The 25,638-nt window shown below is 62.4% G+C and carries 23 protein-coding genes; 9 read left to right on the top strand and 14 right to left on the bottom strand.

Features of this window, described 5'->3' with window-relative positions:
• Positions 1-16: 16 nt before the first annotated feature.
• From ACLPJJ_RS05270 to ACLPJJ_RS05250, 5 genes are all read right to left on the bottom strand, one after another.
• Positions 17-965 (bottom strand): IS630 family transposase gene (locus ACLPJJ_RS05270; protein WP_443589900.1). Its coding sequence is split into 2 segments (ribosomal slippage): positions 17-622 and positions 624-965, totalling 948 coding nucleotides; the frame shifts between segments, so codons are not numbered across the junction.
• Positions 966-1,055: 90 nt separating this feature from the next.
• Positions 1,056-1,529 (bottom strand): (2Fe-2S)-binding protein, encoded by a 474-nt coding sequence (locus ACLPJJ_RS05265; protein ID WP_443589899.1) that lies wholly within the window; start codon positions 1,527-1,529, stop codon positions 1,056-1,058.
• A gap of 13 nt (positions 1,530-1,542) precedes the next feature.
• Positions 1,543-2,844, bottom strand: coding sequence for a c-type cytochrome (locus ACLPJJ_RS05260; protein WP_443589898.1), 1,302 nt, complete (start codon positions 2,842-2,844; stop codon positions 1,543-1,545).
• A gap of 248 nt (positions 2,845-3,092) precedes the next feature.
• The gene (locus ACLPJJ_RS05255; protein ID WP_443589897.1) at positions 3,093-3,587 is read right to left on the bottom strand and encodes a metal-dependent hydrolase; all 495 of its coding nucleotides are present in this window, start codon (positions 3,585-3,587) and stop codon (positions 3,093-3,095) included.
• 154 nt (positions 3,588-3,741) lie between these two features.
• Entirely contained in the window at positions 3,742-4,695 is a 954-nt protein-coding gene (locus tag ACLPJJ_RS05250) for a LysR substrate-binding domain-containing protein (RefSeq protein ID WP_443589896.1), read from the bottom strand.
• 94 nt (positions 4,696-4,789) lie between these two features.
• On the opposite strand from ACLPJJ_RS05250, the gene betC reads away from it, so the two are divergent.
• The 5 genes from betC to ACLPJJ_RS05225 all read left to right on the top strand — a co-directional run bounded on the left by betC (position 4,790) and on the right by ACLPJJ_RS05225 (position 10,563).
• Complete coding sequence (gene betC / locus ACLPJJ_RS05245; RefSeq protein WP_443589895.1) at positions 4,790-6,301, top strand: choline-sulfatase; 1,512 nt, start codon at positions 4,790-4,792, stop codon at positions 6,299-6,301.
• A 20-nt stretch (positions 6,302-6,321) separates the two neighbouring features.
• Positions 6,322-7,263, top strand: a complete 942-nt coding sequence (locus ACLPJJ_RS05240; protein ID WP_443589894.1) for a glycine betaine ABC transporter substrate-binding protein — start codon at positions 6,322-6,324, stop codon at positions 7,261-7,263.
• 7 nt (positions 7,264-7,270) lie between these two features.
• Complete coding sequence (locus ACLPJJ_RS05235; RefSeq protein ID WP_443589893.1) at positions 7,271-8,128, top strand: ABC transporter permease subunit; 858 nt, start codon at positions 7,271-7,273, stop codon at positions 8,126-8,128.
• A complete protein-coding gene (locus ACLPJJ_RS05230) occupies positions 8,125-9,285 on the top strand; it encodes a quaternary amine ABC transporter ATP-binding protein (protein ID WP_443589892.1) in 1,161 nt (386 codons plus the stop codon). The genes ACLPJJ_RS05235 and ACLPJJ_RS05230 overlap by 4 nt, the downstream gene beginning before the upstream one ends.
• A gap of 141 nt (positions 9,286-9,426) precedes the next feature.
• A complete protein-coding gene (locus ACLPJJ_RS05225) occupies positions 9,427-10,563 on the top strand; it encodes an outer membrane beta-barrel protein (RefSeq protein ID WP_443589891.1) in 1,137 nt (378 codons plus the stop codon).
• Between the two features lie 174 nt (positions 10,564-10,737).
• Here the strand turns inward: ACLPJJ_RS05225 and ACLPJJ_RS05220 are convergent, their stop codons facing one another.
• Complete coding sequence (locus ACLPJJ_RS05220; protein WP_443589890.1) at positions 10,738-11,853, bottom strand: FUSC family protein; 1,116 nt, start codon at positions 11,851-11,853, stop codon at positions 10,738-10,740.
• Positions 11,854-11,868: 15 nt separating this feature from the next.
• Positions 11,869-12,921 carry an HlyD family secretion protein gene (locus ACLPJJ_RS05215; RefSeq protein WP_443589889.1) on the bottom strand — a complete coding sequence of 351 codons (1,053 nt, stop codon included), beginning with the start codon at positions 12,919-12,921 and terminating at the stop codon, positions 11,869-11,871.
• 170 nt (positions 12,922-13,091) lie between these two features.
• Here ACLPJJ_RS05215 and ACLPJJ_RS05210 point away from each other — a divergent pair, with 170 nt between their 5' ends.
• The 4 genes from ACLPJJ_RS05210 (at position 13,092) to ACLPJJ_RS05195 (ending at position 17,846) form a co-directional block, all read left to right on the top strand.
• Positions 13,092-13,967 carry a LysR family transcriptional regulator gene (locus ACLPJJ_RS05210; protein WP_443589888.1) on the top strand — a complete coding sequence of 292 codons (876 nt, stop codon included), beginning with the start codon at positions 13,092-13,094 and terminating at the stop codon, positions 13,965-13,967.
• Positions 13,968-14,315: 348 nt separating this feature from the next.
• Positions 14,316-14,882 (top strand): FUSC family protein, encoded by a 567-nt coding sequence (locus ACLPJJ_RS05205; protein WP_443589887.1) that lies wholly within the window; start codon positions 14,316-14,318, stop codon positions 14,880-14,882.
• Complete coding sequence (locus ACLPJJ_RS05200; protein WP_443589886.1) at positions 14,879-16,198, top strand: threonine/serine ThrE exporter family protein; 1,320 nt, start codon at positions 14,879-14,881, stop codon at positions 16,196-16,198. The genes ACLPJJ_RS05205 and ACLPJJ_RS05200 overlap by 4 nt, the downstream gene beginning before the upstream one ends.
• A 22-nt stretch (positions 16,199-16,220) precedes the next feature.
• Positions 16,221-17,846: an NAD-dependent malic enzyme gene (locus ACLPJJ_RS05195; RefSeq protein ID WP_443589885.1), complete on the top strand. Its 1,626-nt coding sequence runs from the start codon at positions 16,221-16,223 to the stop codon at positions 17,844-17,846.
• A gap of 54 nt (positions 17,847-17,900) precedes the next feature.
• Here the strand turns inward: ACLPJJ_RS05195 and ACLPJJ_RS05190 are convergent, their stop codons facing one another.
• The 7 genes from ACLPJJ_RS05190 to ACLPJJ_RS05160 form a co-directional block, all read right to left on the bottom strand.
• Positions 17,901-18,155 (bottom strand): hypothetical protein, encoded by a 255-nt coding sequence (locus ACLPJJ_RS05190; protein ID WP_443589901.1) that lies wholly within the window; start codon positions 18,153-18,155, stop codon positions 17,901-17,903.
• Between the two features lie 148 nt (positions 18,156-18,303).
• A complete protein-coding gene (locus ACLPJJ_RS05185; protein WP_443589884.1) occupies positions 18,304-19,686 on the bottom strand; it encodes a DUF3300 domain-containing protein in 1,383 nt (460 codons plus the stop codon).
• 505 nt (positions 19,687-20,191) lie between these two features.
• Positions 20,192-20,833: a PqiC family protein gene (locus ACLPJJ_RS05180; RefSeq protein ID WP_443589883.1), complete on the bottom strand. Its 642-nt coding sequence runs from the start codon at positions 20,831-20,833 to the stop codon at positions 20,192-20,194.
• Complete coding sequence (locus ACLPJJ_RS05175; RefSeq protein WP_443589882.1) at positions 20,830-22,407, bottom strand: PqiB family protein; 1,578 nt, start codon at positions 22,405-22,407, stop codon at positions 20,830-20,832. The genes ACLPJJ_RS05180 and ACLPJJ_RS05175 overlap by 4 nt, the downstream gene beginning before the upstream one ends.
• Positions 22,404-23,762 carry a paraquat-inducible protein A gene (locus tag ACLPJJ_RS05170; RefSeq protein WP_443589881.1) on the bottom strand — a complete coding sequence of 453 codons (1,359 nt, stop codon included), beginning with the start codon at positions 23,760-23,762 and terminating at the stop codon, positions 22,404-22,406. Before ACLPJJ_RS05170 ends, ACLPJJ_RS05175 begins: the two co-directional genes overlap by 4 nt.
• 2 nt (positions 23,763-23,764) lie before the next feature.
• Positions 23,765-24,328, bottom strand: coding sequence for a YSC84-related protein (locus tag ACLPJJ_RS05165; RefSeq protein ID WP_443589880.1), 564 nt, complete (start codon positions 24,326-24,328; stop codon positions 23,765-23,767).
• 148 nt (positions 24,329-24,476) lie between these two features.
• Positions 24,477-25,638, bottom strand: a 1,162-nt coding sequence (locus tag ACLPJJ_RS05160) for an OmpA family protein (RefSeq protein ID WP_443589879.1), incomplete at its 5' end; no start/stop codon positions are given.

Genomic DNA, 25,638 nt, shown 5'->3' with positions numbered 1-25,638 from the left:
TTAGAGTCTTCTGCGATTAGGTTGACGCATATCCTGCGTGCCTGATGTAGTTTGCGCACTCTGTTGGGGGGAAGTGATCGAGCAATGAACCGATACGCTTCCATGTTGCCTCAATGGTTCTCTCGGCGGCCTTTCTGAGCAGGGTTTTGAGTTTAGCAAAGACCTGCTCGATGGGGTTGAGATCTGGGCTGTAGGGCGGGAGGAAGAAGAGCTTGGCGCCGGCTTTTCGGATGGCGTCACGTGCGGGCTTGGCCTTGTGGCTGCTGAGATTGTCGAGGATGACGACATCGCCTGGGCGCAGGGTTGGCACCAGGAATTGCTCGACATAAGCGGTGAAGCTGCGGCTGTTGATGGGACCATCGAGCACACATGGCGCGGTGACCTTGTCCGCGCGCAGGGCGGCGATGAAGGTTAGGGTTTTCCAATGTCCATGCGGCACTTTGGCGTGTAGCGTCTGCCCGCGTGGACAGCGCCCGTGCGTGCGCATCATGTTCGTCTTGGCCCAGGTTTCGTCCAAGAACACCAAGCGCGAGGCATCGATTTTTTCTTGATACCGCCGCCAGCGCGCCCGTTTGGCGGCGATGTCAGGCCGGTCCTGCTCGGCGGGCAGCACGGTTTTTTTTAAAGCTGATGCCCTCGGCACGAAAGAAACGCGACAGCATGCTTGTGTCCGCGCGCACGCCCCGCTCCTCCCAAAGGCGCACGCTCAGCGCCGCCAGCGTAATGTCGGGCTGCTGCTCAAGGACCGCCAACAGCCAGGCGCGCTCAGGCTTCATCTTCGACGGACGGTGCCCGCCAGTACCAGCACTCTCCCGGTCGCCAACACGATGCAGGCGCTGAACCCACTTGATCGCCGATGAAGCGCTCACACCAAACCGACGTGCCGCAGAGCGGCATGTCTCCTCGCCGCTCTCAATAACCGAAATCACACGCTCACGCAGATCACGCGAATAAGCTCGGGGCATAAGGACTGGCCTCCTCAACCAGCCCTAATCGTGAATCATATCAACACCGCGCCGGTAAAGACAATTGATTCAACCTATTCGCCGAAGACTCTAGCCATTGGTGACAGCTCCCCTCATCGCCGCGGCGGCTTGCCGCACGGCGGCGCGGATGCGGTTATAGGTCATGCAGCGGCACAGATTTCCGGTCATCACCGCGTCGATATCCTCGTCGGTCGGGTTGGGGATGTCCCTGAGCATTGCCGCCGCCGTCATGATCTGGCCCGACTGGCAATAGCCGCATTGCGGCACCTGAAGCTCGCGCCAGGCAACCTGCACCGGGTGGTCGCCATTCGGGTCCAGCCCCTCGATGGTGACGATCTCCGCCCCCGCGACATCCTGCACCGGCGTGATGCAGCCGCGCGTCGGATGGCCTCCGACATGAACGGTGCAGGCCCCGCACATCCCCACGCCGCAGCCGAATTTCGTGCCTGTCAGGCCAATTTCGTCCCGGATGACCCAAAGCAGGGGAGTGTCTGGTGCGACGTCCAGGCTGACCTTGCGTCCGTTGATGGTGAACTCGATCATGGTCCTGTCCTCGTCAATTCGTTCCGGCGCGCTCACGCACGGATTGCACGCTCGCCTCAAGGTTCTGCCATGGCGGCAGGCCAGCCTGGGTGGTGCGGAGATAGGCCGCAATGGCCGCGATCTGGCTGTTGTCGAGCGCCGTACGGAAAGCGGGCATGGTGACCCCATGCACGCCCTGCGATGCGGGAACGCCGTCGAGGATCGTATGGATCAGGTTCGACGGATCATCCAGCCGCGTGGCGGAGATGATGCCCAGATCCGGGCGCTCGGGCTCTAGGCTGTCAGGCGAGGCATTGTAGTGGCACGAGGCGCAGGCAGAGGCGTAAAGCTGCTCCCCCGGATCCTGGCGGTAATCCGGGTCAGGCTTGCCGGCGTTGATGCTCGCCACTAAAGCCGGGATCTGCGCCGGGTTGCTGCCCGTGGCGCCAGAGATGCTGCCTAGATAAGTGCCAATCGCCGCTATATCGCTGTCGGGAAGCTGGCGGAAACCAGCCACCACTTCCGCCATCGGCCCCGAGGCGACGCCGTGGTAAGGGTCGGAGCCGGCCTTCAGATACGCCGTGAACTCAGCCGCGGTCCACGGCACGGCGGAGGGGTTCGCATTGGTCAGCGGCGGCGCCGTCCAGTCATCAACCACGGCCCCCGCATATTGCTTGCTCTTTTCTTCCGCGCCGAGCGCGTTGCGCGGCGTATGGCAGGCGCCGCAATGCGCGACGCCCTCGACCAAATAGGCGCCGCGGTTCCACGCGGCAGATTGCGACGGGTCGGGCTCGTAGCGGCCGAAATGGACGAAGAGCAGCTTCCAGCCCGATTGCAGGAACCGGATGTTCAGCGGAAAGGGGATGGTCGGCTGTTTCGTGATTTCCTTCACCGGGGGGATGTCGGTCATAATGTAGGCGTAGACCGCATCCACGTCCGCATCCGACATTTTGGTGAAATGGTCGTAGGGGAAGGCCGGAAACAGGTTGCGCCCCTCGCGGTCGACCCCCTCATGCATCGCACGGCGGAAGGCTTCCGGCGACCATTCGCCGATACCGGTTTCCGGGTCTGGGGTGATGTTCGAGGCGTAGATCGTGCCGAAGCTGGTCACCATCGGATAGTTGCCCGCATAGGGCGCGCCGCCCGGTGCGGTATGGCACGCTGCGCAATAGCCGGCAGCGGCAATAAGGCGTCCCTGCTCGACCGTGGCGGCATCGAAGCTGGGCCGCGCGGCGGGGCTCATCGCAGGCAGGCTGCTATGCCAAGCGTAGATCCCAAACCCGCCAATCACGATGACTGCGGCGGCGGCAAGTGCAGAGAGGGTGAATTTAAGCATAAGGGCGTCAGTCCTTGGCATATAATGCATGCCGCTAATGCGACATGGCGCTCCCGTAATCCCCCGCTTTTAACGGGGGTAGTTGTGGAATTTATGTGGCCAGCTTCAGTCTCTGGGCGGGTGCCATTCCGCCACTATCCATATTTGGCAACTTTTATTGTAAGTCCAGAGCATGGCTCCGTTCCTGGACCCAGCGATGCAGCCTCGGCATGGCGATTGCTGCCCCCTGAAGCTGCGCGCCGCACGGGCTAAAGGAGTGTGGCGATCTTGTTGGTGCCGTGCAGAAGGGACTGCCAAGCGACCCCGCAAACCAGGGCAATGACGATGACGCCCTCCGTGGGAGAGCCGGTGCGGCATAGCGGTATTCCCCAGGTTTTGCGAAGCGGCCATGCCAGCCTCAGTCCTCGCGGTGTTAACATGTCTGCCGCCAGGTGAGACAAGTAGCCAACGGCTAAGGCGGACACCTCTGCTTGCTGGTATCCTGCGTGCAGCAGCAGCGCCACGAGGCCGGCCACCGCGACGGCCGAGTGCGTTAAGCCACGGTGGCCTAGGGCCGCGGCGATCGCCGTTGAGACCGGCCGGGATCGCCGGCCGATCCAGGAGTTGGGGTGGTCCACGTCCGGCAGGAGTGACCCGGCCACGGCCAGGGCGAGATAGAGTGGATTAACGGGGGAGAGATGCAGCAGGGGCGCCGTGGCAACCCACGTCGCGATGCCGACAACAACATGAGACTTCGCCATCATTCTGCGGCGCTACACGTACCGCTTCGGCCGGGCAAGTGCGGCATATGTGGAGCAGCTTTTCATAAAGGCCGCCCTCTGTGCTTAGTGCCCCTTGGGTCGTCACCCGCGTCTTTCGTCGCCTGCTTTTGCATGGCCTTATTGTAAGGCAGTTCTCCTATTGGAAGGCCGTTGCGATCTGCCCATGCAGTCCTAAGGGGGCGTCGCCCGACTGTTTGCACAGGGCCAGAAGCCAGGTCCGGAAACCCCGATGAGTCTCGGTGCCGCGCCGCGCCGGATCCTCAATGAGGTAGTATCCGGCGCTGCTGTGCACCGGCGCCGGAAACACCGGCAGCAGCCGTTCTCCCTGGATCGAGAGATCGACCAACGGCCGCCAAGCCAGCGCGACACCCTGGCCCGCAATCGCTGCCTGCTGCACCATCGTATAGGTATTGAAGAAATAATCGCCTGCCGCCGCCGCGCGGCTGAGGTTGTGGGCGGCAAACCAGCTCGACCAGTTGAGCCAGGGAGAGGCTGCGCCGCTTTCCAGATGCAGCAGCGGCAAGGCGGTCAGCGCAGCCGCGTTATCCACGGGTGCGTGCCGGGCCAGAAACCCGGGGCTGGCGACGGCGTATACGGTCTCGCGGAACAGCAGCGTGGCCGCCAAGCGCGGCCAATTGCCATTACCGAAGCGGATGGCAAAATCTGCGCCCTCCAGCGGGGTCTCGCTTGACTGGGAGGCGACGATGCGCACCTCCAGCCCTGGCGCTGCCTCGGCCAGCGAGGCGAGTTGCGGGATCAGCCAGTCCCCGGCGAAGCCGTAATCAGTGGATAGCGTCAAGCGCCGTCTTCCGGCGCGGGCGGTGATCTCGCCCTGCGCGGCTTCCAGCGCCTCCCGGCTACGGGCGGCGGCGTCGCGCAGTAACGCGCCCTCCGCCGTTAATGTCGCGCCACGGTGGCGCCGCTCGAACAGGCGGCACGAGAGCGCGGCCTCCAGCAGTGCGATTTGCTGACTTACGGCGGGTTGAGTTGTGCCGAGCTCTCGTGCCGCGCGGCTGAAATTCTGGTGCCTCGCAGCCGCCTCGAAAGCCGGAAGGGCGGACAGCAGGCTGCGCCAAACGACATTAGTCACTCTTATACCTCGCATAAGTATTTTTACGCTTTAAAAGCATATCATTTATAAACTATAGGCAGAGTAGATTATTTAAGCCACTGGAGCCTGCGCCTTGCCTATTTCCCATAGCGGAAAGCCTAATATATTGATCTTTATGGCCGATCAGCTCTCCGCGCCATTTCTACGCACTTATGGTGGAGAGATTGCACGCACCCCGAATCTGGACCGGCTGGCCACGGATGGCGTGGTATTCAAAAATGCTTATTGCAACTCGCCATTGTGCGGACCGTCGCGTTACGCGTTCATGTCCGGGCGCCTGCCCTCGGCCATCGGCGCTTACGACAATGCGGTGGAATACCCGGCGAGCCTGCCCAGCTTCGGCCATTACCTGCGCGCCGCCGGTTACCGCACCATCCTGGCCGGGAAGATGCATTTCGTCGGGCCAGACCAGCTGCATGGCTTCGAGGAGCGGCTGACCACGGACATCTACCCGGCCGATTTCGGCTGGGTGCCGAATTGGGAGGATTTCTCCACCCGGCCGGACTGGTATCACAACATGAGCTCGGTGCAGCAGGCCGGCACCTGCCTGCGCTCCAACCAGATCGAGTTCGACGAGGAGGTCATTTTCCACGCCCGGCGCAAGCTGTTCGAACTGGCGCGCGAGCCGGATCAGCGCCCCTTCTGCCTGTTCGTTTCCCTCACCCATCCGCACGACCCGTTCGCCATCACCGCCGAGTACTGGAACCGTTACCAGCCGGAGGAGATCCCGCTCCCGCGCCACCCGGAGCCGGCACGCGACCCGCACTCCCTGCGCCTGCGTCACGTCTCCAACATGGATAGCGAGCCGGTCACGGCGCAAAACATCCGGGATGCACGGCACGCCTACCATGCCGCCATATCCTTCGTGGACGACCAACTCGGCGCGCTGCTGGGCGTGCTGGACGAGAGCGGGCTCGCAGAAAATACCGTCACCGTCTTCACCGCCGACCATGGCGAGATGCTGGGTGAGCGCGGGCTGTGGTACAAGATGAGCTTCTTCGAGAATGCCTGCCGTGTGCCGCTGGTCGTTCATGCGCCCAAGCGGTTCGCGCCGGGGCGGGTGGAAAATGCCGTCTCCACGCTCGACCTGCTGCCCACCTTCGCGGAGCTGGCCGGGGCGACCACACCGCTGCCGCTGGAAGGGCGTTCGCTGCTGCCGCATCTGGCCGGAGCGGGCGGGCATGACGAGGTCATTGGCGAGTATCTAGGCGAAGGCGCCATCGCGCCCATCGTGATGATCCGGCGCGGCCGCTACAAATTCATCCACTGCCCGGTTGATCCGGACCTGCTCTATGACCTCGCCACGGACCCGGACGAGCTGACCAACCTCGCCGCCGATCCGGCCCAATCTGGGCTGGTGGCCGAATTCCGCGCCGAGGTGGCGCGGCGTTGGGACCTTTCCGCCCTGCGCGCGCAGGTGGTCGCCAGCCAGCTTCAGCGCCGCTTTGTCCACGACGCGTTGCGGCAAGGGCGCTTCGCCGCCTGGGACTACCAGCCCTTCACCGACGCCACCGGGCAGTACATGCGCAACCACCTCAAGCTCGACGATCTGGAACGCCGGATGCGTTTCCCCGCCGTCGCCTGATCCGAAAAAGGGAAAATCAAATGAAGCACCTGCACCGAGCCCTTCTGCTCGCCTCTGCCCTGTCCGGTCTGGCTCCCGCAGTAGCCCATGCCGACCCGGCGGCCTGCGCCAATGTGCGCGTGGGGCAGCCGCCCTGGGGCGACATCGCCGTGACCAACGCGCTGACTGATACCGTGCTCAACGCGATCGGGTATAATACGCAGCCGCAGACCTTGGCGGTGCCGGTGATCTATCAGGGCCTCAAGGACGGTCAGGTCGATCTGTTCCAGGGCAACTGGATGCCGGCGCAATCCGCGTTCCGCGCTAAGTACCAGGGCGGCTACGAGGTGCTGACCACGAACCTCACCGGCGCCAAGTTCACTCTGGCCGTGCCGGATTACGTTGCTACGGCAGGCGTGCACAGCATTGCCGATCTTGGCAAGTTCGCTGTGAAGTTCGGCAGCAAGATCTACGGCATCGAGCCCGGCGCGCCGGCGAACAAGAACATCAGCGCCATCATTGGCGACAGCGCCTATCAGCTGAGCGGCTGGCAGCTTGTCGCGTCCAGCGAGGCGGGGATGCTCTCGCAGGTGCAGCGTGCCGAGGCCGCGCACCAGTGGATCGTGTTCCTGGCCTGGGAGCCGCACCCGATGAACGTGCGCTTCCACATCACCTATCTGAGCGGCGGCGACAAGTATTTCGGCCCAGACTACGGCGCGGCGACCGTTTACACGCTTGGCCGTCCGGGCCTCGCCGCGCAATGCCCTAATCTGGTGCGTTTCATCTCCCAGGTGCGGTTTGACGTTGATACCGAGAACGCGCTGCTCGCGCCGGTGGCGGAGGGCAAGGCCGAGGTGGAACCTGAAGCGCGCTCGTATCTCGCGGGCCATCCGCAGTTGCTGGCCGCTTGGCTGAAGGGCGTGACCACGCTGGACGGCCAGCCCGCCTTGCCCGCCGCTGAAGCGGCGCTGAAGAGCAATTGAGTTGAACATGACGGCCGTGGCGGATATCGCGGACTGGATCAGCGGACACAAGCTGCCCGTCGGCCCTTGGGCGGAAGCGGCCCTGGCGGCACTGACCGCCCATTGCGCCGGGCCGGTCAACGCGCTGTCCGCCGGGCTTTCCGGCCTGCTGGGGGGAACGGCGGCGCTGCTGGGGGCGCTGCCCGCCGTGCCGGTCATCGTGGCTGTCACCGTTGCCGCTTGGCTGCTCAAGCGGTCCTGGGCGCTGACCTTGTTCGTGCCCCTTGGGCTGCTGTTCATCCTCAACCAGGGCTACTGGCCCGCCATGCTGCAGACGGTGGCGCAGATCCTCTACGCCACGCTGGCCTGTATGGCGTTGGGCGTGCCGCTGGGCATACTGCTTGCCCACCATCAGCGGCTGCGTGGCGCCGTGCAGCCCGTGCTGGACCTGATGCAGACCTTGCCAACCTTCGTCTATCTGATCCCGACGCTGGAACTGTTCGGCCTGGGCGATGTGCCGGGGTTGATTTCCACCATCATCTTCGTGCTGCCCACGCCGATCCGGCTGACCTGCCTTGGCATCCTCAACGTGCCGCAGGAGCTGCTGGAGGCGGGAGATGCTTTCGGCGCAGGAGTGTTCGCGCGGTTGCGCAAGGTGGAACTGCCGGCCGCGCTGCCTGCGGTGCAAGCCGGGCTGAGCCAAACAGTGATGCTGAGCCTGTCCATGGCGGTGATCGCGGCGCTGGTGGGCGCCGGCGGGCTCGGCGACCCGGTGGTGGAGGCGATGGAATCCGTGCAGGTGGGCGATGGCGTCACCTCGGGGCTCGCCATCGTCATCGTCGCCATCATCATCGACCGGCTGTTCCGGCCGAAGGCGGCCACATGACCAGTGCGATCGAATTCGAAAACGTGGACATCCTGCTGCCGGCAGGGCGCGGATGGCGGGCGCGGCGGGCCCAGGCCGCAGCGCTAGCGGCGCTGGATGAAGGGGTAGGACGCGAGGCGATCCGCGCCGCTCACGGGCTGACGCTTGGCGCGGCGGGCGTGAACCTCACCGTCAGCCAGGGCGAAATTTTCGTCATCATGGGGCTCTCTGGCTCGGGCAAGACGACCCTGCTGCGCGCGGTGAACGGGCTCAACGCCATCACGCGCGGCCGTCTTGCCGTGCGTCAGGGCGGCGTGCTCACGGATATTTCCGCGCCCAGGCGCAATGTGCTGCGCAAGCTGCGCCGTGGCGGCATCGCCATGGTGTTCCAGCATTTCGCGCTGCTGCCCTGGCGCAGCGTGCGGGCCAATGCCGCTTTCGGGCTGGAGTTGCGGGGCGTGGGGCGGGCGGAGCGGCGGCGCATCGCCGATGAGTGGCTGGAAACCGTGGGGCTGTGCGACTGGGCGGAGCGGCCGGCGCGGGAACTCTCCGGCGGCATGCGCCAGCGCGTGGGCTTGGCCCGCGCCTTTGCCACCGATCCGGAGATCCTGCTGATGGACGAGCCATTCTCGGCGCTCGATCCGCTGATCCGCGCGAAGCTGCAGGAGGAATTGCTCGGGCTGCAGAAGCGGCTCGGCAAGACCATCCTGTTCGTCACTCACGACCTCGACGAGGCGCTGAAGCTCGGCGACCGTATCGCCATCATGCGCGAGGGCCGGATCATTCAGACCGGCACGCCCGAGGACATTCTGCTGCGCCCGGCGGATGACTATGTGGCGGAATTCGTAAAGCACATGAACCCGCTCACCGCGCTGCGCGCCGGGGCGGCGATGACGCCGCTCAAGCCCGGCGAACAATGCCAGGTGGAGGGCTGCATGCTGGCGCTGGATACCGCCGGAGGGCTGGCCGGGCTGTGGCGGGACGGGGTTGCGCTGACGCCGCGCTTTGCCGGGGAGGCGGCACCGCTGCAAGCCGTGCTGGCGCTGCGGGAGGAAAGCGGCGCCCCGGTTCTGGTCGGTTCACCCGGGCGTGTGGCGGGCTATTGTGGCGCGCGGGAACTGCTTGGCGCCATGGCCGGCAGAAGCACCCCCGCCCAGGCGCGATGTTGCGCGGCCTGAGCCGCCACTGAATTCCCTCTCCCCTACCCTCTTCCCCGCGTGCTGCCGCGCGGGCCGGGGACGTGCGTCCCTTAACCAAAGCAAAAAAAGGAATAATTTGTGCCAAATCATCTCTTCCGTCGTGGATTGGCCGCCCTCCTCATGAGTGGAATCTCGCTGCATGCCGCGCTGGCAATGAACGGTGCCACGCCGCTCATCATTGATGGTGGCCCGCTCGGCCAGTTCGACCTCTCCGGCGCGACTGACGGCTTCTTCTTCGCGCAGACCGGGACGGCGGATAAGGAAAATGCCGACAACAGCATCCTCGGCAGCGATGCGACTGGCGCGCGTCTCGGCGGCATGCAGTTTCACCTCAAAAAGAGCACCGGCATCGTTCAGTTCAACGTCATCGCAGGCGTGTTCGGCGGTGCGCCGGTCCTGGGCACTGCCCCGCCGAGGGCGAACACCCACACCTTCCCGACCAGCCCGGTGAAGCTTGCCTATGTCACCCTGGCCTTGCCCGGCTCGCCGGTCACGATCTCGGCCGGCCAGGTGCCGTCGCTGGAAGGGTATGAGGACGCGGTTGACTACAACAATGCCAATATCTTCGCGTCCACGGCCTGGTATGTGGAGAACGGTGCAAGCCGCGGCATTTCCGCCAGCTACACAAAGGGGCCGGCCGCGCTTACCGTGACCTATGGCGATGGCTGGGAGACCGGCGTGTTCAACGTCATCCAGACCATTGGGAGTTATAATTTCGATGCCAATAACAGCCTGAGCCTCTTTTATACAGGCAATCTCAGCCGCACCGGCAACTATACCCGCACCTATGGCGGCTACAAGCTCGTCAGCTATGGCACCAACTACGTCAACTCGCAGCTTTTCGGGGCGTTCTATTCCTGGACTAGCGGCAATCTGAATCTCGTACCGGAAGTGCAATACGTCTACGCCAAACCAGATCAGGACGTCGGGATCAAGAAATACACGGCCAATTTTACCGCCGTGGCGGTGGGCGATTACAATTTCGGAGCTTCACCCTATTCGCTCGGCGGCCTGGTGGAATACTTTGACTCCGTGGGGACGACGCACAACAGCCAGAACTATTGGTTCATCGCCCCTGGCGCGGCGGGCGTGGGCGTGGAACTGACGCCCACCTGGCAACATGGCGATATCTTCGCCCGTGCGTCCGCGGGTTATCTGTATCTGACCGATCAGGGCTCACCTGCCGCCGGTTACGGCAATGCCGGCAAAACCCGCGATATGGTGCAGGTGGCTCTGGAAGGGGGCGTGATGTTCTGAACATCGGTGCGATATAGGCATGCCGTATGCCGCCACTCACGTTGGCCGGCGCCCTTTGGCGCCTGAGTCATACTCTGAATGTCCCACAACTTTTCTCCTCTTCGCCCAACAGACACCAACGGCCGCGGCGCGCCGGACGCTGCACCGGATCAACGGCCATCCCGCGCGCTAGTGCTAGTTGTCCTCACGCAATGGCCAATCGACTGTCAGAAGACACAGCATGGCGGAGCCGATGAAGATGCCAAGCAGACGCTCCAATCCAGGCGTCACAGAGGTGATTTCGCCCGGTCCTTGAACCAGGGTGATCAGCAAGCCCAGTGTGAATTGCGTTCCGAGATAACCAATTCCCTCCCGCCCAATCTGGATTGAATAGCCGATCCAGACACCGGCAGCGAGGGTGAGCGCCATTGTGCCAAACCCCGTACCGAAGAAACCGATGCACAGCAGGGCAACGGTGCCACCGAGCAGGCACCCCAGCGTTCGATGCGTCATCCGTTCGTAGATGGTCAGATGCCGGCGTTCCCGCACCACGGTCGACGAAACGATCATGACGATGTACGACGTGACCGCAGTCTGTGCAAAGCCCCGGATACCGAACCATCGCCAGACAAGCGGGAGCAAGGCGACCGCCAGCGCGCCGCGCGTGCTATGTTCGAGCAGTGGCCAGTGTTTCCGCAGCCAGTCTTCATTCAAGACGTCACGCACACCTCCGAACCAAAGCGCTGCAACTGCGCCTTGCCCTTTGTTGATCGGCTCATTCGAAAATAGACTCGAAACAACAAGGCACGAACAAGCCCCCACCGTGATCTCCACCACGCGCGTCGCGGCGAAATGCACGACCGCATCAGGCGCGGCGAGCCCCTCGGTGAGGACCATCCCGGCCGTGAGCCCAAAGAACAGCCATGCGTAGCTGTATTTGGTCGCCAGCGACTGGAAGATACCGATCCATGATACGGCGAAGAGGAAGATCATCAGCAGCATGGGGCTGTTCGCGGCCCCAGGCGCAAGCAGCAGGCCAAGCAACGCGCCTCCGATCGTGCCGCCTATGCGCATCAGCCCGCGTGGAATCGTTTCCACCACACTCCCGCGCATGACCATGTAGCCACTGAACGCCGCCCAGGAGAGATCATCCAGATTGAGAATGGCTGCGGCCGTGACGGCAATGAGCACCGATAGTACGGGCCGCAGGGCTTCCTTTGCGCGCGGGCCATGCAGCCTCAACGATTGCAGCTCGCGCAGGAGCGCACCTGGTATGGGGCGGCACGCCGAGATCAGGAGCGCTACGCCCACCGGACCGCTCCTCGCTTAGTAAATGACAAGGACGCGGGCATCCGCGCCCATGAAGAGTTGGTCGCTGCCTGGCGAGGCGAGCAGTATGAATCGAACGGGAATCCGGCGTTCCAGGCGAATCCAGTTCACCGTCGGGGACACATAAGGCACCAATGCCTCGGTCCCTTTCTGGCGGCTGATGCCGTGTGCCAGGCCCTGGATGCGTGCCCGGTAGAGATGCCAGGGATGGCTGTCGAGCCAGATCCAGGCGATGTGGCCGGGAGGGAGGTGGCGCAAATAGTATTCCTTGTAATTTGCGACCACGCGCCAGGCGTTGCCGTCCACGATCGCAACGGCCGGATGGCTCGAAGAAACCATGTCGCCAGGCTGAACGGCAAGATCCGTCACGTAACCGTCCACAGGCGCCACGACGTTCGTTCGGCTCAAGCGCCATTCAGCAAAAAGCAGCGCCGCATGGGCCGAGGCAACGGTCGCCTGATCCAGGCTCAGGGTCTCGGTCGCTTTTTGTACGGCGGCTTTGGCGGCAAGTTGCTGTGCGACGCTCTGTTCCTGTGAGGTCCGCGCCAGATCGAGTGATTGCAGTGGGATGGCGCCCTCCGGACCGAGCGGCGTATCGCGATGCAAATTCATTGTGGCGAGCTTCACCGCGTCATCCGCCGCGTCCATCTGCGCTTGCAGCACCTGCACCTGGGCTTGATCAACCGGTAGTTGCGCCTCCGCGCGCTCTTCCTCCGCGCGTGCCTGCTCCACGGCGATCTGGAAAGGCTCGGGATCGATCGTGAAGAGCGGCGTCCCTCGTTTCACCCACTCGTTGTCAGTCACGTGAACGGCTTCAATCGGCCCCGATACCTCGGGCGTGATCGCGACGATATCTGACGTCAAGTACGCGTCATCCGTGTAGGCGAACACATAGCCGGACGCCCACCAGACTATGACAACAGCGGCGATGGAGAGGAGGACAAGTAGAGCTCGCTTGCGATGGGAAGGCACACGCGGCCGCTCAAGCGGCGGTTTCTTTGGGGGCGCAGCGGCGTCAACCTGAAAGCTGTGCGCCTTGTTTTCGATCATCGGCTCTGGGGCTTGCCTTTCAAGCTGAGCGCTCATGTTCGAGGTCAATTTCTGCTGTCCATATCAATATCAGGCGGCCCCGCAGGTTGCCTGAGCGGGTAATTGACATCTGGGGGATATACAGTCCAATATATTGCAAAATCATTCTTGATTGCTTTTGTGAATAGCCAATGGAATTACGTCACGTTCGATACTTCCTTGCGGTTGCGGAAGAGAAAAACTTCACACGTGCGGCTGCCCGCGTCGGAATCGGGCAGCCGCCGCTTAGCCAGCAGATCAAGGATCTGGAAGCTGAAGTCGGAGCGCCTCTGTTCCACCGCATTCCTCAGGGGGCCGAACTGACTGAAGCCGGGCGTGCCTTTTTAGAGAACGTGCGGCTCATTCCCATCCAGGCGGAGCGTGCAATTCGAGCCGCGCAAAGAGCGGCCCGCGGCGAGATCGGCTCGCTCCGCGTCGGCTTCACAAGCTCGGCGCCGTTCAATCCCGTCGTGACCTCGAACATCCGGTCATTCAGGTGGGCTTATCCCGACGTGGATCTGACACTGGAGGAGGCCAATACGACCCAGCTTGTTGCCGGTCTTCGGGGCGGTGAGTTGGACGCCGTGTTTCTGCGCTCTGACGCTGGCGGTGATGACCTGCAGCTCCGGCACGTATCGGAGGAGCCGATGCTCGTCGTTCTTCCCGCCAGCCATCCTGTGGCAACGTCGGTTGAAGTTGATCTTGCCCAACTGCGGGGCGATGCTCTCATTCTTACGCCGAGAGACGTTGGGCCAGCTTTGTTCGACACTGTGATCCAGGCCTGCTGGCAAGCGGGCTTTGAGCCAACTCTTGGGCAGTCTGCGCCGCAGATCAGTTCCGTCGTCAATCTTGTCGCAGCAGAACTCGGCTTTTCGCTCGTGCCGGCGTCAATGCGCCAGCTTCAGGTGACCGGCGTCGTCTACCGTGAGATCAAAGGGGATGCCCCCATTGCACGCCTGTCGTTGGCCTTCCGGCGTGGAGACACATCGAAGATCGTTCGCAACTTCATCGCTCAGACGCTGGCGTAAGAGGACGCGAAGGGGGGGAACTCCAACTCCACGGCGGCTGCTTGGTGCCGAGCCGCTCAGGGGCCCGGTGAAACGTCGCTCCTCTCCTACAGCGGCCAAATAACGAAGATGCCTCAGATCCATCCCTGGCATACAAAAAACCTATCACGTTCGGCAGGACAATATATTGGACGATAGGCCTCACCGACCTTAACTTGTACGCCGATGATGATGAGAGTGTCTCCATGCCAAGGAACGAGATTGCGAGAACGGCCGCGGCGCAGCTCGCTGAAATTCTGGCGGTGTCGGGCATGAAGCGGATTCGCGGGATCGTGGGCGGCAGCTTGAACGGCTTGGCGCGTTAGCCCCATGGGCAAGAAGAGCATTTATGCACTAGGCTTCGTCGTCCGCTGCTCTGGCGCGGCGACGGCCGCCTACGAACTGGCCGCCGTCTTGGGCCTGCCTGAAGCAGTTTGGGCGGCGATGTCGGCGATCATCGTTTCTCAGGAACAGCTTCACGAAACGAAATCGCTCTTGATCGGGCGCATCCTTGGCACCCTCATAGGGATTGCCATCACCATCTCGGTGAGCGAGGTTGCCTCGCGCATGGCCGTCTCCGTCGCGGTGCAGATGGCCGTGGCGGTGGCCATATCCGCGATCATCTCACGTGAGTTTCCCAAGCTTCGCGTCGCGATGTGGACCTGTCCGGTTATTCTTCTTTCCGCGCAGTCTTCCGTGCCAATCTTCTCGGCGGCATTTAGCCGTGGCAGTGAAGTCGTTTTTGGTGCCATCGTGGGCTGGGCGTTCCACTGCGCGGCCGAATTCCTCGTTGACATGATCACCGGAGCCGCGCACCAGCGCCACGGCGCACGAGATCGGCAGGGCCGCTCCGGGAGCCACCGGGGGTTGCAGCGGCTTGGAGGACGATTGCCATGACCGACACGGTCAGTTCGACAGAAAGCCGGCCCGCGCACCTGACGCGCACGGCGGCGCTTGAGACCGTCGCGGCTACGGCGGCGCTTCTGTTCAACAATGGCCAAACCACGGAGCGCGTGGCCGTTGCGGCTGAAAGGCTCGGTCACGCGCTCGGTGTGCCGCTGACATTGCATCCCCACTGGGGCGAACTCGCGCTCCAGGTCAAAGGCGCCCCGTTCTCAGAAATGGTCCCGGTCACGCCGATCGGCGTCGACATGGGCAAGGTGCTGGCCGTCATGACGGTTGTGGACCAGGTCTGCGACGGCGCGCTCCCCCGCGAGGCCGCGGGCCCCGCGCTGGAGGCGGCCGGGCGTCTGCCGCCGGCCTCCACGCCGCGCTTCTCGCTATTCGCGGCCATTGGCGCGGCATCCCTGGGTGTGCTCTTTGGCGCGCTCGACGTCCCGAGCCTGTTGCTGATCGCGCTCAGCGCCGGCGCTGGCGCGCTCCTCCGCCGCTGGCTGGTGACGCTTGGCGGCAATCCCTTCATCCAGCCGCTTTGTGCGGCCGCCCTCGCCGGCGTCATCGCCGCCGCCGCTGACCGGTTGCGGCTGGCGGAAGCACCGTCTCTCGTCGCGCTTTGCCCCTGCATGATGCTGGTTCCCGGTCCGCATATTCTCAATGGCGCGATCGACCTCGTGCGCACGCGTATCACGCTCGGCCTCGCGCGCCTCACCTATGCGGGGCTTATCCTCCTCATGATATGCGCCGGGTTGCTGACGGGGCTCGCCGGCGGCGGCGCAACCGTGCTGGCCGCCGGAGCTTCCTCCCCCGTGCCGCTTGCCGCCGACGTGATCGCGGCGGGGTGCGCCGTTGCGGGCTTCGGCACCTTGTTTTCCATGCCGTGGCGCCTGCTGCCGTTACCGATCGCCGTCGGCATGCTGGCGCATGCGGCGCGCTGGGCGATGATCTCGCTCGCGGGCGCCCATGTCGCGGCCGGGGCTCTCGTCGCCTGCATCCTGGCGAGCATCATCATCACGCCGGTGACCGACCGGCTGCATCTGCCCTTCGCGGCGCTCGGCTTTTCGGCGGTTGTCTCGATGATGCCGGGCTTCTTCCTGTTCCGCGCCGCGAGCGCCCTGACGGAGCTGGTCTCCGTCGGGCCGGACGCGCCGGCGGATCTGCTTACGAGCATCGTCGTTAACGGGATCACGGCGTTCCTGACCATCCTGGCCATGACCATCGGGCTGATCCTGCCGCGCATGCTGTTCGAGCATTTCCTGCCTGCACCGGCATCACGCCGGTGGCCATCCGCCATCCCGGATACCCGAGACAACTGAACCCATTGAGAAGGGAAGTCACATGTCAACAAACACGATCACAGGCTACTCATTGCTGCGCACGCCGCGGCTGAACAAGGGGACCGCGTTCACCCCTGCCGAGCGCCGGGACCTTAAACTCGAGGGTCTGCTGCCTCCCGCGCCGCTGTCGCTCGAGCTGCAGCTCGCGCGGCTGCAAGCGGAGCTGGCCAAACTCGACAGCGACCTGCAACGCTACATGCTGCTGTCCGACCTGCAGGTGCGCAACGAGACCCTGTTCTACGCACTGCTGATGTCGGATCCGGCGCATTTCATGCCGATCGTCTATACGCCGACGGTGGGTGAGGTCTGCCAGAAGTTCGACCATATCTTCCGCCATCCCCGCGGCATGTATCTGCCGATCAGCGCGCGCGGCCGTCTGCGTGAAATCCTCGGCAACTGGCCGCAGCAGGACGTGCGGTTCATCGTGGTGACCGATGGCGAGCGAATCCTGGGCCTGGGCGATCTGGGCGTGAGCGGCATGGGCATCCCCATCGGGAAGCTGTCACTCTACACCGCTTGCGCCGGCGTGCCGCCGCAATACTGCCTGCCCATCACGCTCGATGTGGGGACGAATAACGAACAGCTTCTGGAAGACCCGCTCTATCTCGGTCTGCGGCAGAACCGCGTGCGCGGCGACGAATATATGGCGTTCATCGACGAATTCGTCGATGCGGTGCAGGCACTCTATCCGAAGTGCTGCATCCAGTGGGAAGACTTCGCCAACCCCAACGCCGCGCCGATCCTGGCGCACTACCGCGACAAGGTCTGCACCTTCAACGACGACATTCAGGGAACCGCAGCCGTCGCGGTGGCCGGAATCTATGGCGCCCTGCGCATCTCCGGGCAGGCGCTCACCGAACAGCGCTTCCTGTTTCTTGGTGGCGGCTCGGCAGCGACCGGCATCGCCGAGCTGATCTCCCAAGCGATGGCGATGGAGGGGATGGACATCGCCGAGGCGCGGTCCCGCAACGCGCTGTTCGACGTCAACGGCCTGCTGGTGACCTCGCGAACCGATCTGAACTCGTTTCAGAAGCCTTTTGTGCTGGAACATGAGCCGATCACGAGCTTCGTGGAAGCGGTGAAAGCGCTCAGGCCGACTGGAATCATCGGTGTCAGCACGGTGCCCAAACTGTTCAATCAGCATGTCATCGAGGCCATGGCCGAGATCAACGAACGGCCGATCATCTTCCCGTACTCCAACCCCACATCGCGGTCTGAGTGCACGGCCGAGGAGGCTTATGGCTGGTCGGAAGGCCGGGCGATCTTCGCCAGCGGCAGCCCCTTCCCGCCGGTAGAAATCGGGGGAAAGACCCTGGTGCCGGGCCAGGGCAACAACGTTTATATCTTCCCCGCCATGGGCTTGGCCGTTTTCGCGACCGAGGCGACGCGCATCACCGACGAGATGTTCATCGTGGCCGCGAAAGCCGTCGCGGAACAGGTGACGGAGGCCAATCTCGACACCGGGCTGATCTATCCGCCGCAAAGCAAGATCTACGAAGCCTCGCTGCATGTCGCGACGCGGGTCGCCGAACACATCTTCGACAAGAACCTGGCCCGGGTCGATCGGCCGGCGGATGTTGCAACATTCATCCGGTCGCACGTTTATCGCCCCACCTACGGGGTATGATGTAAGGGGCGGGCTGATTGCGACGACCGCGATATAGTCGTCCAATCAGCCAAGCTATGAATGGGCACTTAGCTGGGACCCAACGATGGACGCCGTGAAGGCACTGAATTTATTTGGGAAAATGGCATTTCGCCGAAGGCACGATTGGGTGCCGACCGGCCCCTCCAGCACGATGCGGTTCTCGTCCTCGGCCGAGTAATGCCGCCGTGTGGCCCGGCGGATGTCACGCACAACCGCCTCGGCGGGGTGCTTGGCCGGTTTGGGCGGCAAGGATTTCTGGATCATCTGCACGCCGCCCGTCGTTAGCATGAGCCAGAAATCCTCCGTTATTCAATCATCCCAATCTGTCTAATTGGCCCTGACGGGGGACGCCCCCGGGCGGTTCAGTCTCCAGCGATCCGGTGACGTAAAAGAAGGACAGCGGAACGCGCGTGAAAGCCGGCTACAGTGTCAGGGGCTAGCTCCCAAGCCTCGATCCGCCTTGTCCGCCCCCGGGGCGGGCGATGCCGCCCTGACCGGCCTGCGGGCGTTTGCCCTGGTTTGGCGCCGGTCGCGCGGGAGGCTTGTTGCCAACGCTGGGCGCGCCTTGTCCGCCGGTGGGGCGGGTCGCGTTACCGCCTTGGCTTACCGGCGGGCGGGTGCCACTCGCCGGCTTTGCCACAGGCTGCTGTACGGCAGGCTTCTTGCCACCACTGGGCGCGCCTTGTCCGCCAGTGGGGCGGGTGGCGCTGCCGGCTTGGCTTACGGGGGGGCGGGTGCCATTCGCCGGTCTTGCCGCATGCTGCTGTACGGCAGGCTTCTTGCCACCAGTGGGTGCGCCTTGTCCGCCACCGGGGCGGGTGGCGTTGCCGGTTTGGCTTGCCGGCGGCAATCGCCCGCCGGCAGTCGCGGGAGGCCGGGTAACCCCGCTGGGAGGCCGCCCGGCCGCGCTCGCTGGCAAGGAGGTTGGACCGCCCGGCCGCCCCACCGGGCCGCTGGCTGGTGGGCGGTAGCCACCGGCTGGCGTGTATCCACCGTTTGGCCGCCAATTGGAATTATTGATCGGAGGGCGGTTCACATTGATCGTGTTATAGCGATTGACGTTGACGTGGACGTTGCCATAGCCCCAGTTGGGGCTGGCCCAGCCCCATAATCCAGCGGTAAGGGCAATACCGGCGCCAAAGGCCAGCCCGGTCAAGAGAGCCGTACCGACAGCGTAGCCTGGCGGCGGCGGCAGATAGACGGGTGGATACGCCGGATATGGCCATGTGCCATAGACGACGGTAGGATTGTACACCGGCACGTAGACGACATTCGGTTGTGCCGGCGCGATGACGATTGTCCCCCCTTCCGTGCGGACGGTCTGGTACTCTGTCGATTTCAACTGGCCCGCGATCTCCGCTTGCCGGCGGAGCCGCTGGATGGAAGCCATCACGTCGCTCTGCTGCACGTCCATCGCGTAGCCGAGCTGCTGCGTCCAGTCGAGTTGGTCGCTCATCATCTCCAATACCTGCGGAAACGGGACGAGCGATTTCACCGAAGGATCCCAACTCTGCTGCGCGATCGCCTGGGTCAGAGCATCGCCCTGCAGCGCCTGGTTGGCGGGGGCTTTGACCCAGCGCGCCGCGGCAACAATGTCGAGCGGGTATGCCGAGGCCATAAGAACCTGCACCAGCAAATCATCGGGATACAGCGCGATCGGCGCCAGCAAGGCGTCGAGCTGCTCTGCGCTGTAGCCTTGCGCCGCGGCATAATCTGGCGTCGCGGATTCCTGCGCCCGCAGGGGCGCCGGCGTTGTGCCGATTAAAAATCCAGCGCAGGCAACGGACGCCGTGAGACGATACAGAAAAACATAAGCCAATGGACGACGCCTCTTTGCCGAAAATTCACCCGCCGTTTCGCGCTTGCCCATAATCAGCTCCTCAGGCCAAAGTGTATGTCATACCTATCTTTCCGAGGTTTTTTTGGACGGATTTGAATTTTAATCCCACCATACGGTGGTTGGGAAACTTATGCGGTTCTCAGTAATAATGCCAGCGGCCATATCGATAATACCGGTGGCGAAAATACATCCCGTGATAACGATACGGGTAAGACCGCCCGTGGTAATAATAGGCTGTCTCCGTCAAGATGCTGCATGGACATAACATTGGCTGAGCCAAAGGCATTAACATTGGAACTGCGGAAGCAGCCTGCGCGGTTGCGGCGTGCAGGAAGGCGGCGAGCGCGATCGTCAGTAACAGGCTTGAGTATCTGAAAGCCCGTCGGATCAATCTCCGCCCTCCAAAAAAGAAAAGCCTCGGTTCGGTTCCGGGGTTTACCGCGTCTGACATATTGGACATACCGGCCTCTTCCTCAAAATGTTTTCATCCGGCACCAGAACTTGGAAATGACCGCGCAGCCTGGTATCCGATGATGATATCCGCGACCTGATCAGCCATTGCCGCCCAAAGCTCACTCATTTTCGCAACAACCTCCGAGGCGTCTGGGCCGTTTGAATCAGCACCGCCATTGCTCAGAGCGCTGCTGCTCTCGAAGGTTCGCGTCGTCCACAGCGCGCGGTCGGGCCCAGACTTGACCGCGATCTGCGCGCCCAGGACAATATTCCCGCTGCTATCAGGATCAAAGCGCAGGATATTGATTTCGACGAGAATATCGGAAGACGCGTCAATCGAACCTCCGCTGCCGAGCACGGTTACTGCTGGCAGACGTTGTGCCAGATCCTGTACCATAACGGTTTGAAGCATGCTGGAGAGCGGTTCCGCCCATAGATCGTTGCTGTAAAAATCAAACCGATAGTCGCTGCCAACCTTGGCAATTTCGTCTCTGTCGAGATAGCCAGGAATGCTCACATTGCGAACAGCCACGGTAATTGGCGCGGTATGTTGGACGGTACCTGGAACCGCCATCAGACGATAGTAACGGGTAGCGGGCGAGGAGCAGGCAGCCAGCGCCGCCGCCAACATGACCGGCCCGGTGAGAAGGCAGGCGCGCCGGGACGTGCTCATTGGTTGCTCCGGCCGCGCAGCAATGCTTCAGGGTGACGGTCGAGATAGCCGGTGAGCTGATCCATCGATTGTAGCGTGCTGTCTGCCTGGGTCATGAGCTGTTCCAAATTATGTTCAAAATCAGAGTCATTGCCATAGCCCCGATTCACGTTGTTCAGTGTCTGAGTCAACGATGCCATAGCCTGCTGGAGGTGAGCGTCGGCGACGGTTGTGTTAGTGGTAACGAGCAATTTGTTGAGGTTATCTCCAAGTTTACCGAACTGAACTTTTGCCAGATTATCCGAGATGGTAGAGAGCGATGAGGCAATGGCGCCGAAGGCGCTGCCCTGGCACGGCAACACAAAGGCGTCTCCCTCGGTCGTGACTTGCACCGGGGCGGCACCCGGCACCGTGACGAGGGAGATGATCTGCTGGCCGGTGACGTAGTTGGCCGTGGCAACCTCCACGCGCAGCCCGCTGTTAACCAGTTTCTGTATTCCTTGTTCAAGCGTCATGTTATTTGGCAATATCTTGGCCTGGAAGACGCGTTCGGGCTGCAGCTCCATCGCCACGCGCACCTTGGGAATAGCAGTATTCATATCTAGAATCAGCTTCACATCCGTCACCTGGCCGACCTGGATGCCCAGAACATCCACCGGCGCACCCGCTACCAGGCCGTTAACCGAAGATTCAAAGTACGTGACGACAGGTATCTTTCTTAGAAAACCTGCGGCATTCGCTGCGTCGCGCGATGCATACAAGGGAAACCTCGCATTATCCGGGCTGGGTGCGCTGGTTGCGGCTTCTGACGGAAGATCGAAGCTCACACCGCCAGAGAGAAGCGCCTGCAGCGACTGGAACTCGATATGGAAGGCGCCGCCCTGGATGCCGGCCGTGATGCCGGAGGAGTTCCAGAAATGGCTTTGCGGCCGGACAAATTGATCATAGGGCGAACGCACGAAAATGTTCACGGTCACAGGGCCAAGGCCGTTGCCAATATCGTACCCTAGCACTTCGCCCACGGGAATATCACGGTAGAAAACCGGCGAGCCCGTGCCGAGTGAGCCGATGTTATCGGCTTTAAGCACATAGGTATGACCGGGCACATCGGAGCGGACGCCAGGCGGCTCCTCCAGCCCGGTAAAACTGGTGAGGTAATGACCGCCGGGCAGACCTGGGTCCACGGTGATATAATCGCCTGAGACCAGGGTCTGCAGACCAGAAATGCTGCCCCCACCAAACGACGGCCGAACGACCCAGAAGCGGGCATGGTCTGTCAGGAAACGGGCGCCCACATTGTTCATGCGCACCCTGACGATCACATGCTTGTTGTCATTGCTGAGATCGACGCTCTCGACCGTGCCAAGGGCCACGGATTTATACTGGACCTGCGTCTGCCCTGAAGTGAGCCCGCTGGCGGTATCGAATGTAAGCGTAAGCAACGGCCCGCGCTCGGCCACTGTCCGGTATCCTAAATAAGCCGCAATAATTGCAGCGATGATTGGAATTACCCAAACCACGGAAAAGCGCGGGGGGCGCGTTTGGGCCGGTGGCGGATTGCCTTTTTCTCCGCTGGTGGTGGGCGTGTCGCTCATGCTGGAGCCCTTTTCACATCGGCCATGCTGACATCGGCGGTTGGCATTCGGGACGCGTCCTGCGCATCCCACATCAGCCTTGGATCAAAACAATCGACCGCGAACATGGTTAGCACAACGACCGCGGCAAAGCAGGTTGCACCGATCTCGGCGACAAAATTCGCAAACTGGGCGAACTGAACCAGAGCCACCAGGATCGAAAGTCCAAAGACGTCGATCATGGACCAACGCCCAACGAACGCGATAATCCGGTAGGCCGTTGTGCGGCCAGGAAGGTGTTTGGCGCTGCCTGTCTGCGTCTGCGCGAGCAGGCATCCAAGCGTGATGATTTTCATCATGGGGACGGTGAAGCTCGCAAAAAACACCAGCGCTGCCAGCGGCCACAGACCGGCTTCGTACAAATCGACGATGCCGCCCATGATGGTGTAAGGGTGTGCCACCGCAACCTCCGTCATGGTCATGATCGGATAAATATTCGCGGGAAAGTAGAGCACCGCCGCGGCGACCAGCAACGCCCCGCTGCGGTTGATACTGTCATGCTTGCGCCGGTGCAGCACAACGCCGCACCGGCGGCAGCGCTCGCCGGGTTCGGCGCGGTTGACGAGATCGCAGCAGTGACAACCGATAAACCCGAGCGGAGCGCCGGTTGATGAGACTCGCATGGGGTGGTGGACTTGCTCCGCCTTGCCGGGTGCTGCTTTGCGATCCGCAACATCAAGCGCGCGCCATACCGTTTCGGCGTCGAGAGTGGCATCCGCCGCGGCCATCGCCAGCATGACGCCGACCAGAGAAAAGAGCGCGGTGTCCAGGTGTATCGAGGCAAGGGCAACGATACGGGTATAGGCCACCAGGAAGCCGAGCAGATAGACATCGATCATCGCCCAGGGCGTGATTGGCCCATACCAGCGGAACAGCTCCTTCAGCAGGCTGGCTGGCATGAGGCGGGTTCTGAGGCCGAGCAGCACGATCAACAGAATAGCCAGCTTGAAGCCGGGAAATATGACCGTGGTGGCCAGCACGAGCCAGCCAACCACCTGGTAGCCTTCGGCCATGAGCTGGGCCGGTCCTGTCGAAACGCTTGCCAGTTGATATCGGCCATAGGCCGATATCTCCAGAAACGGGGCGATGAGAGCAAAGCAGTAGAACAGAAGCGCCGATACGCCGAACGCAATAGGAAGTTCAAACGGGTGCCGGCGCATCTGCCACAAAGCATGCCGGCAACGCGGGCACACGGCGACCCGATCAGCCTGCATCGGCGGCAATGCCGAGATGAGGCCGCACTGCGGGCATTCGCGCCAATTCTCGGCAACAGGATCGTCCGAGACCAGTCCCGGCGTGCCGTTCGCCGTGGCCATGGCTAGGGACCGACGCTGATAGCTGTGATTTTTGCTCCTTCGAGACCAAGTCCGGCCATCAACCCCGTCTGGCCAAACGGTATCGCATAGACATCCTGTGTCAGTGTGGTGGATGTCATGCTTGCGGCCGCACCTTTATCGAGAACCACAACGCTGGGCCCCGACCCGATAGACCAGCCATAGCTTCTTTCAAGATAAGAGAGCGCGGAAGCTTTCATGAAAAACAGCGCATAGCTGAAAGACTGCACGCCGGCCTGCAACCCGAATGACGCGGCGGAGATGTTATAGTAATTCGTCGGGAGGCCACCTTCGAACAGAACGCCATTTCCAGTCTGTGCGCCAACTATAAAGCCTGCTTTGACGATAGAGGGAAATACCAGAATAGCCCTGGCGCGTTGACCGAGAAGCTTGGCTTTTGGTTGCTTCTCGTAAAGATTTGCCAGCGCTGCATCTGATGAGCGGATCAGCTCCGTGGCGGATGCGGCTGAGGCAGGTTCGGCCAGGGCAAACGTTAGCCCGGTTACTGAGATGAAACCTATCATGGCGTCACGGCGTAGGATGCCCATCAGCATTCTCCTGTTGTCTTATTGCGATACTCCATAGTCCGGCGCTGCAATGTTGTAGTGCCTTATCCAATTAATCTTCGACTATAGTTCCCGGGATATTCTTTGAGCGGGACCTACTTTTATATTTCGCTAAGCTGGGCGGTAGTTCCTATTTCAGCACAATCTCGACACGGCGGTTTTGCGGTTCACGCACATCGTCACCCGTCTGCACGAGAAGCAGGGTGTCGCCGAAACCCTGCACGGTAATTTCGGAGGCGGGAACGCCGTCGGAAACCAACTTTCCTGCAACGGCCTGCGCGCGGCGCATGGAGAGATCCTGGTTATAGGCAGGGCTGCCCGACGTATCCGTATAACCACTCACCTCGATCGTCGTGACCTGGTTTGTGCGGCTGTCTGCCGCAGCCTGATCAATGACCTGGTTGGCGCGCGGGGTGAGCGTGGCCTTATCCCAATCGAAGAAAACAAGATAAGTCTTGGCCAGAGCCGGTGCCGGTGCGGCGGCCGGCATACTGGTTGGAGGTGGAGGCGGAGACGGCGGGGGGAACCTGAAGCCGACACCGAAAATGGGGCCATAGGTGGTCAAGTGTATAGATCGACGCACCCCGAGCGTATTGCTGCCGAGCCCAAACCGCTCGGTGTCCAGCGCCCGAGCGGCCGCAATCACGCTGAACCATTCATTGACTGCGTAGGAGATCCCGCCCGACGCGCCCCAGCCCCAGGACCCACCATCGACACCAAAGCCCTGCACCAGTCCGCCGAGCTCAATGCGCCAGTGCGGCGAGACGACAAAATCAGCCCTTGTGCCAAGCCAGGGCTGCACGAAGCTGGTGTTTTTGCTCGAACTGAGGCCGGCCAGGTCTTCCTCGCCAGTATAGTCCTGCCAAGTGGCAAAAAAACTGAAACCGGCACGTGCATCTACAGATGTAGGAACGCCGTAAACATTGCCGGCGTAAACCTGATAGCCGACGCCCGGGGCAACTCGCAACAGTTGCAGGGCCGAATTCACCCGGCGACCACGCTCCAACGGGCCAGTGGGCAGGTCCTGGCTTTGGCTCACAGAGAGATACTGGATATCCATTTCGGCGGAGTAGGGACCATAGCGCACAAGGCCATCGCCAATGAAGGCTGCATGGAGAATATGTGCAATATCACTCGGACTCAGCAACCCGGTGTCGAAGGCGTTGGGTAGCCGACTGTTGGCGATCGGCGTGGCATAATTCACTGATCCGGTGAAGCCGGGCCACCAGAAGTAGGGGTCGAGTTCCACCTGCACACGATACCCCCCGGCATCTGTGTAACCATCCCGATTG

This window comes from Acidocella sp. (assembly GCF_052326845.1).
GTDB lineage: Bacteria > Pseudomonadota > Alphaproteobacteria > Acetobacterales > Acetobacteraceae > Acidocella.
This window is presented reverse-complemented; position numbering and strand designations above follow the sequence as displayed.

Excerpts from the sequence above, each read along its gene's own strand:
- ACLPJJ_RS05265 (WP_443589899.1), bottom strand. The coding sequence starts at position 1,529 with ATGATCGAGTTCACCATCAACGGACGCAAGGTCAGCCTGGACGTCGCA.
- ACLPJJ_RS05260 (WP_443589898.1), bottom strand. The coding sequence starts at position 2,844 with ATGCTTAAATTCACCCTCTCTGCACTTGCCGCCGCCGCAGTCATCGTG.
- ACLPJJ_RS05255 (WP_443589897.1), bottom strand. The coding sequence starts at position 3,587 with ATGATGGCGAAGTCTCATGTTGTTGTCGGCATCGCGACGTGGGTTGCC.
- ACLPJJ_RS05240 (WP_443589894.1), top strand. The coding sequence starts at position 6,322 with ATGAAGCACCTGCACCGAGCCCTTCTGCTCGCCTCTGCCCTGTCCGGT.
- ACLPJJ_RS05235 (WP_443589893.1), top strand. The coding sequence starts at position 7,271 with ATGACGGCCGTGGCGGATATCGCGGACTGGATCAGCGGACACAAGCTG.
- ACLPJJ_RS05230 (WP_443589892.1), top strand. The coding sequence starts at position 8,125 with ATGACCAGTGCGATCGAATTCGAAAACGTGGACATCCTGCTGCCGGCA.
- ACLPJJ_RS05225 (WP_443589891.1), top strand. The coding sequence starts at position 9,427 with ATGAGTGGAATCTCGCTGCATGCCGCGCTGGCAATGAACGGTGCCACG.
- ACLPJJ_RS05215 (WP_443589889.1), bottom strand. The coding sequence starts at position 12,921 with ATGATCGAAAACAAGGCGCACAGCTTTCAGGTTGACGCCGCTGCGCCC.
- ACLPJJ_RS05210 (WP_443589888.1), top strand. The coding sequence starts at position 13,092 with ATGGAATTACGTCACGTTCGATACTTCCTTGCGGTTGCGGAAGAGAAA.
- ACLPJJ_RS05205 (WP_443589887.1), top strand. The coding sequence starts at position 14,316 with ATGGGCAAGAAGAGCATTTATGCACTAGGCTTCGTCGTCCGCTGCTCT.
- ACLPJJ_RS05200 (WP_443589886.1), top strand. The coding sequence starts at position 14,879 with ATGACCGACACGGTCAGTTCGACAGAAAGCCGGCCCGCGCACCTGACG.
- ACLPJJ_RS05195 (WP_443589885.1), top strand. The coding sequence starts at position 16,221 with ATGTCAACAAACACGATCACAGGCTACTCATTGCTGCGCACGCCGCGG.
- ACLPJJ_RS05190 (WP_443589901.1), bottom strand. The coding sequence starts at position 18,155 with ATGCTAACGACGGGCGGCGTGCAGATGATCCAGAAATCCTTGCCGCCC.
- ACLPJJ_RS05180 (WP_443589883.1), bottom strand. The coding sequence starts at position 20,833 with ATGAGCACGTCCCGGCGCGCCTGCCTTCTCACCGGGCCGGTCATGTTG.
- ACLPJJ_RS05175 (WP_443589882.1), bottom strand. The coding sequence starts at position 22,407 with ATGAGCGACACGCCCACCACCAGCGGAGAAAAAGGCAATCCGCCACCG.
- ACLPJJ_RS05170 (WP_443589881.1), bottom strand. The coding sequence starts at position 23,762 with ATGGCCACGGCGAACGGCACGCCGGGACTGGTCTCGGACGATCCTGTT.
- ACLPJJ_RS05165 (WP_443589880.1), bottom strand. The coding sequence starts at position 24,328 with ATGGGCATCCTACGCCGTGACGCCATGATAGGTTTCATCTCAGTAACC.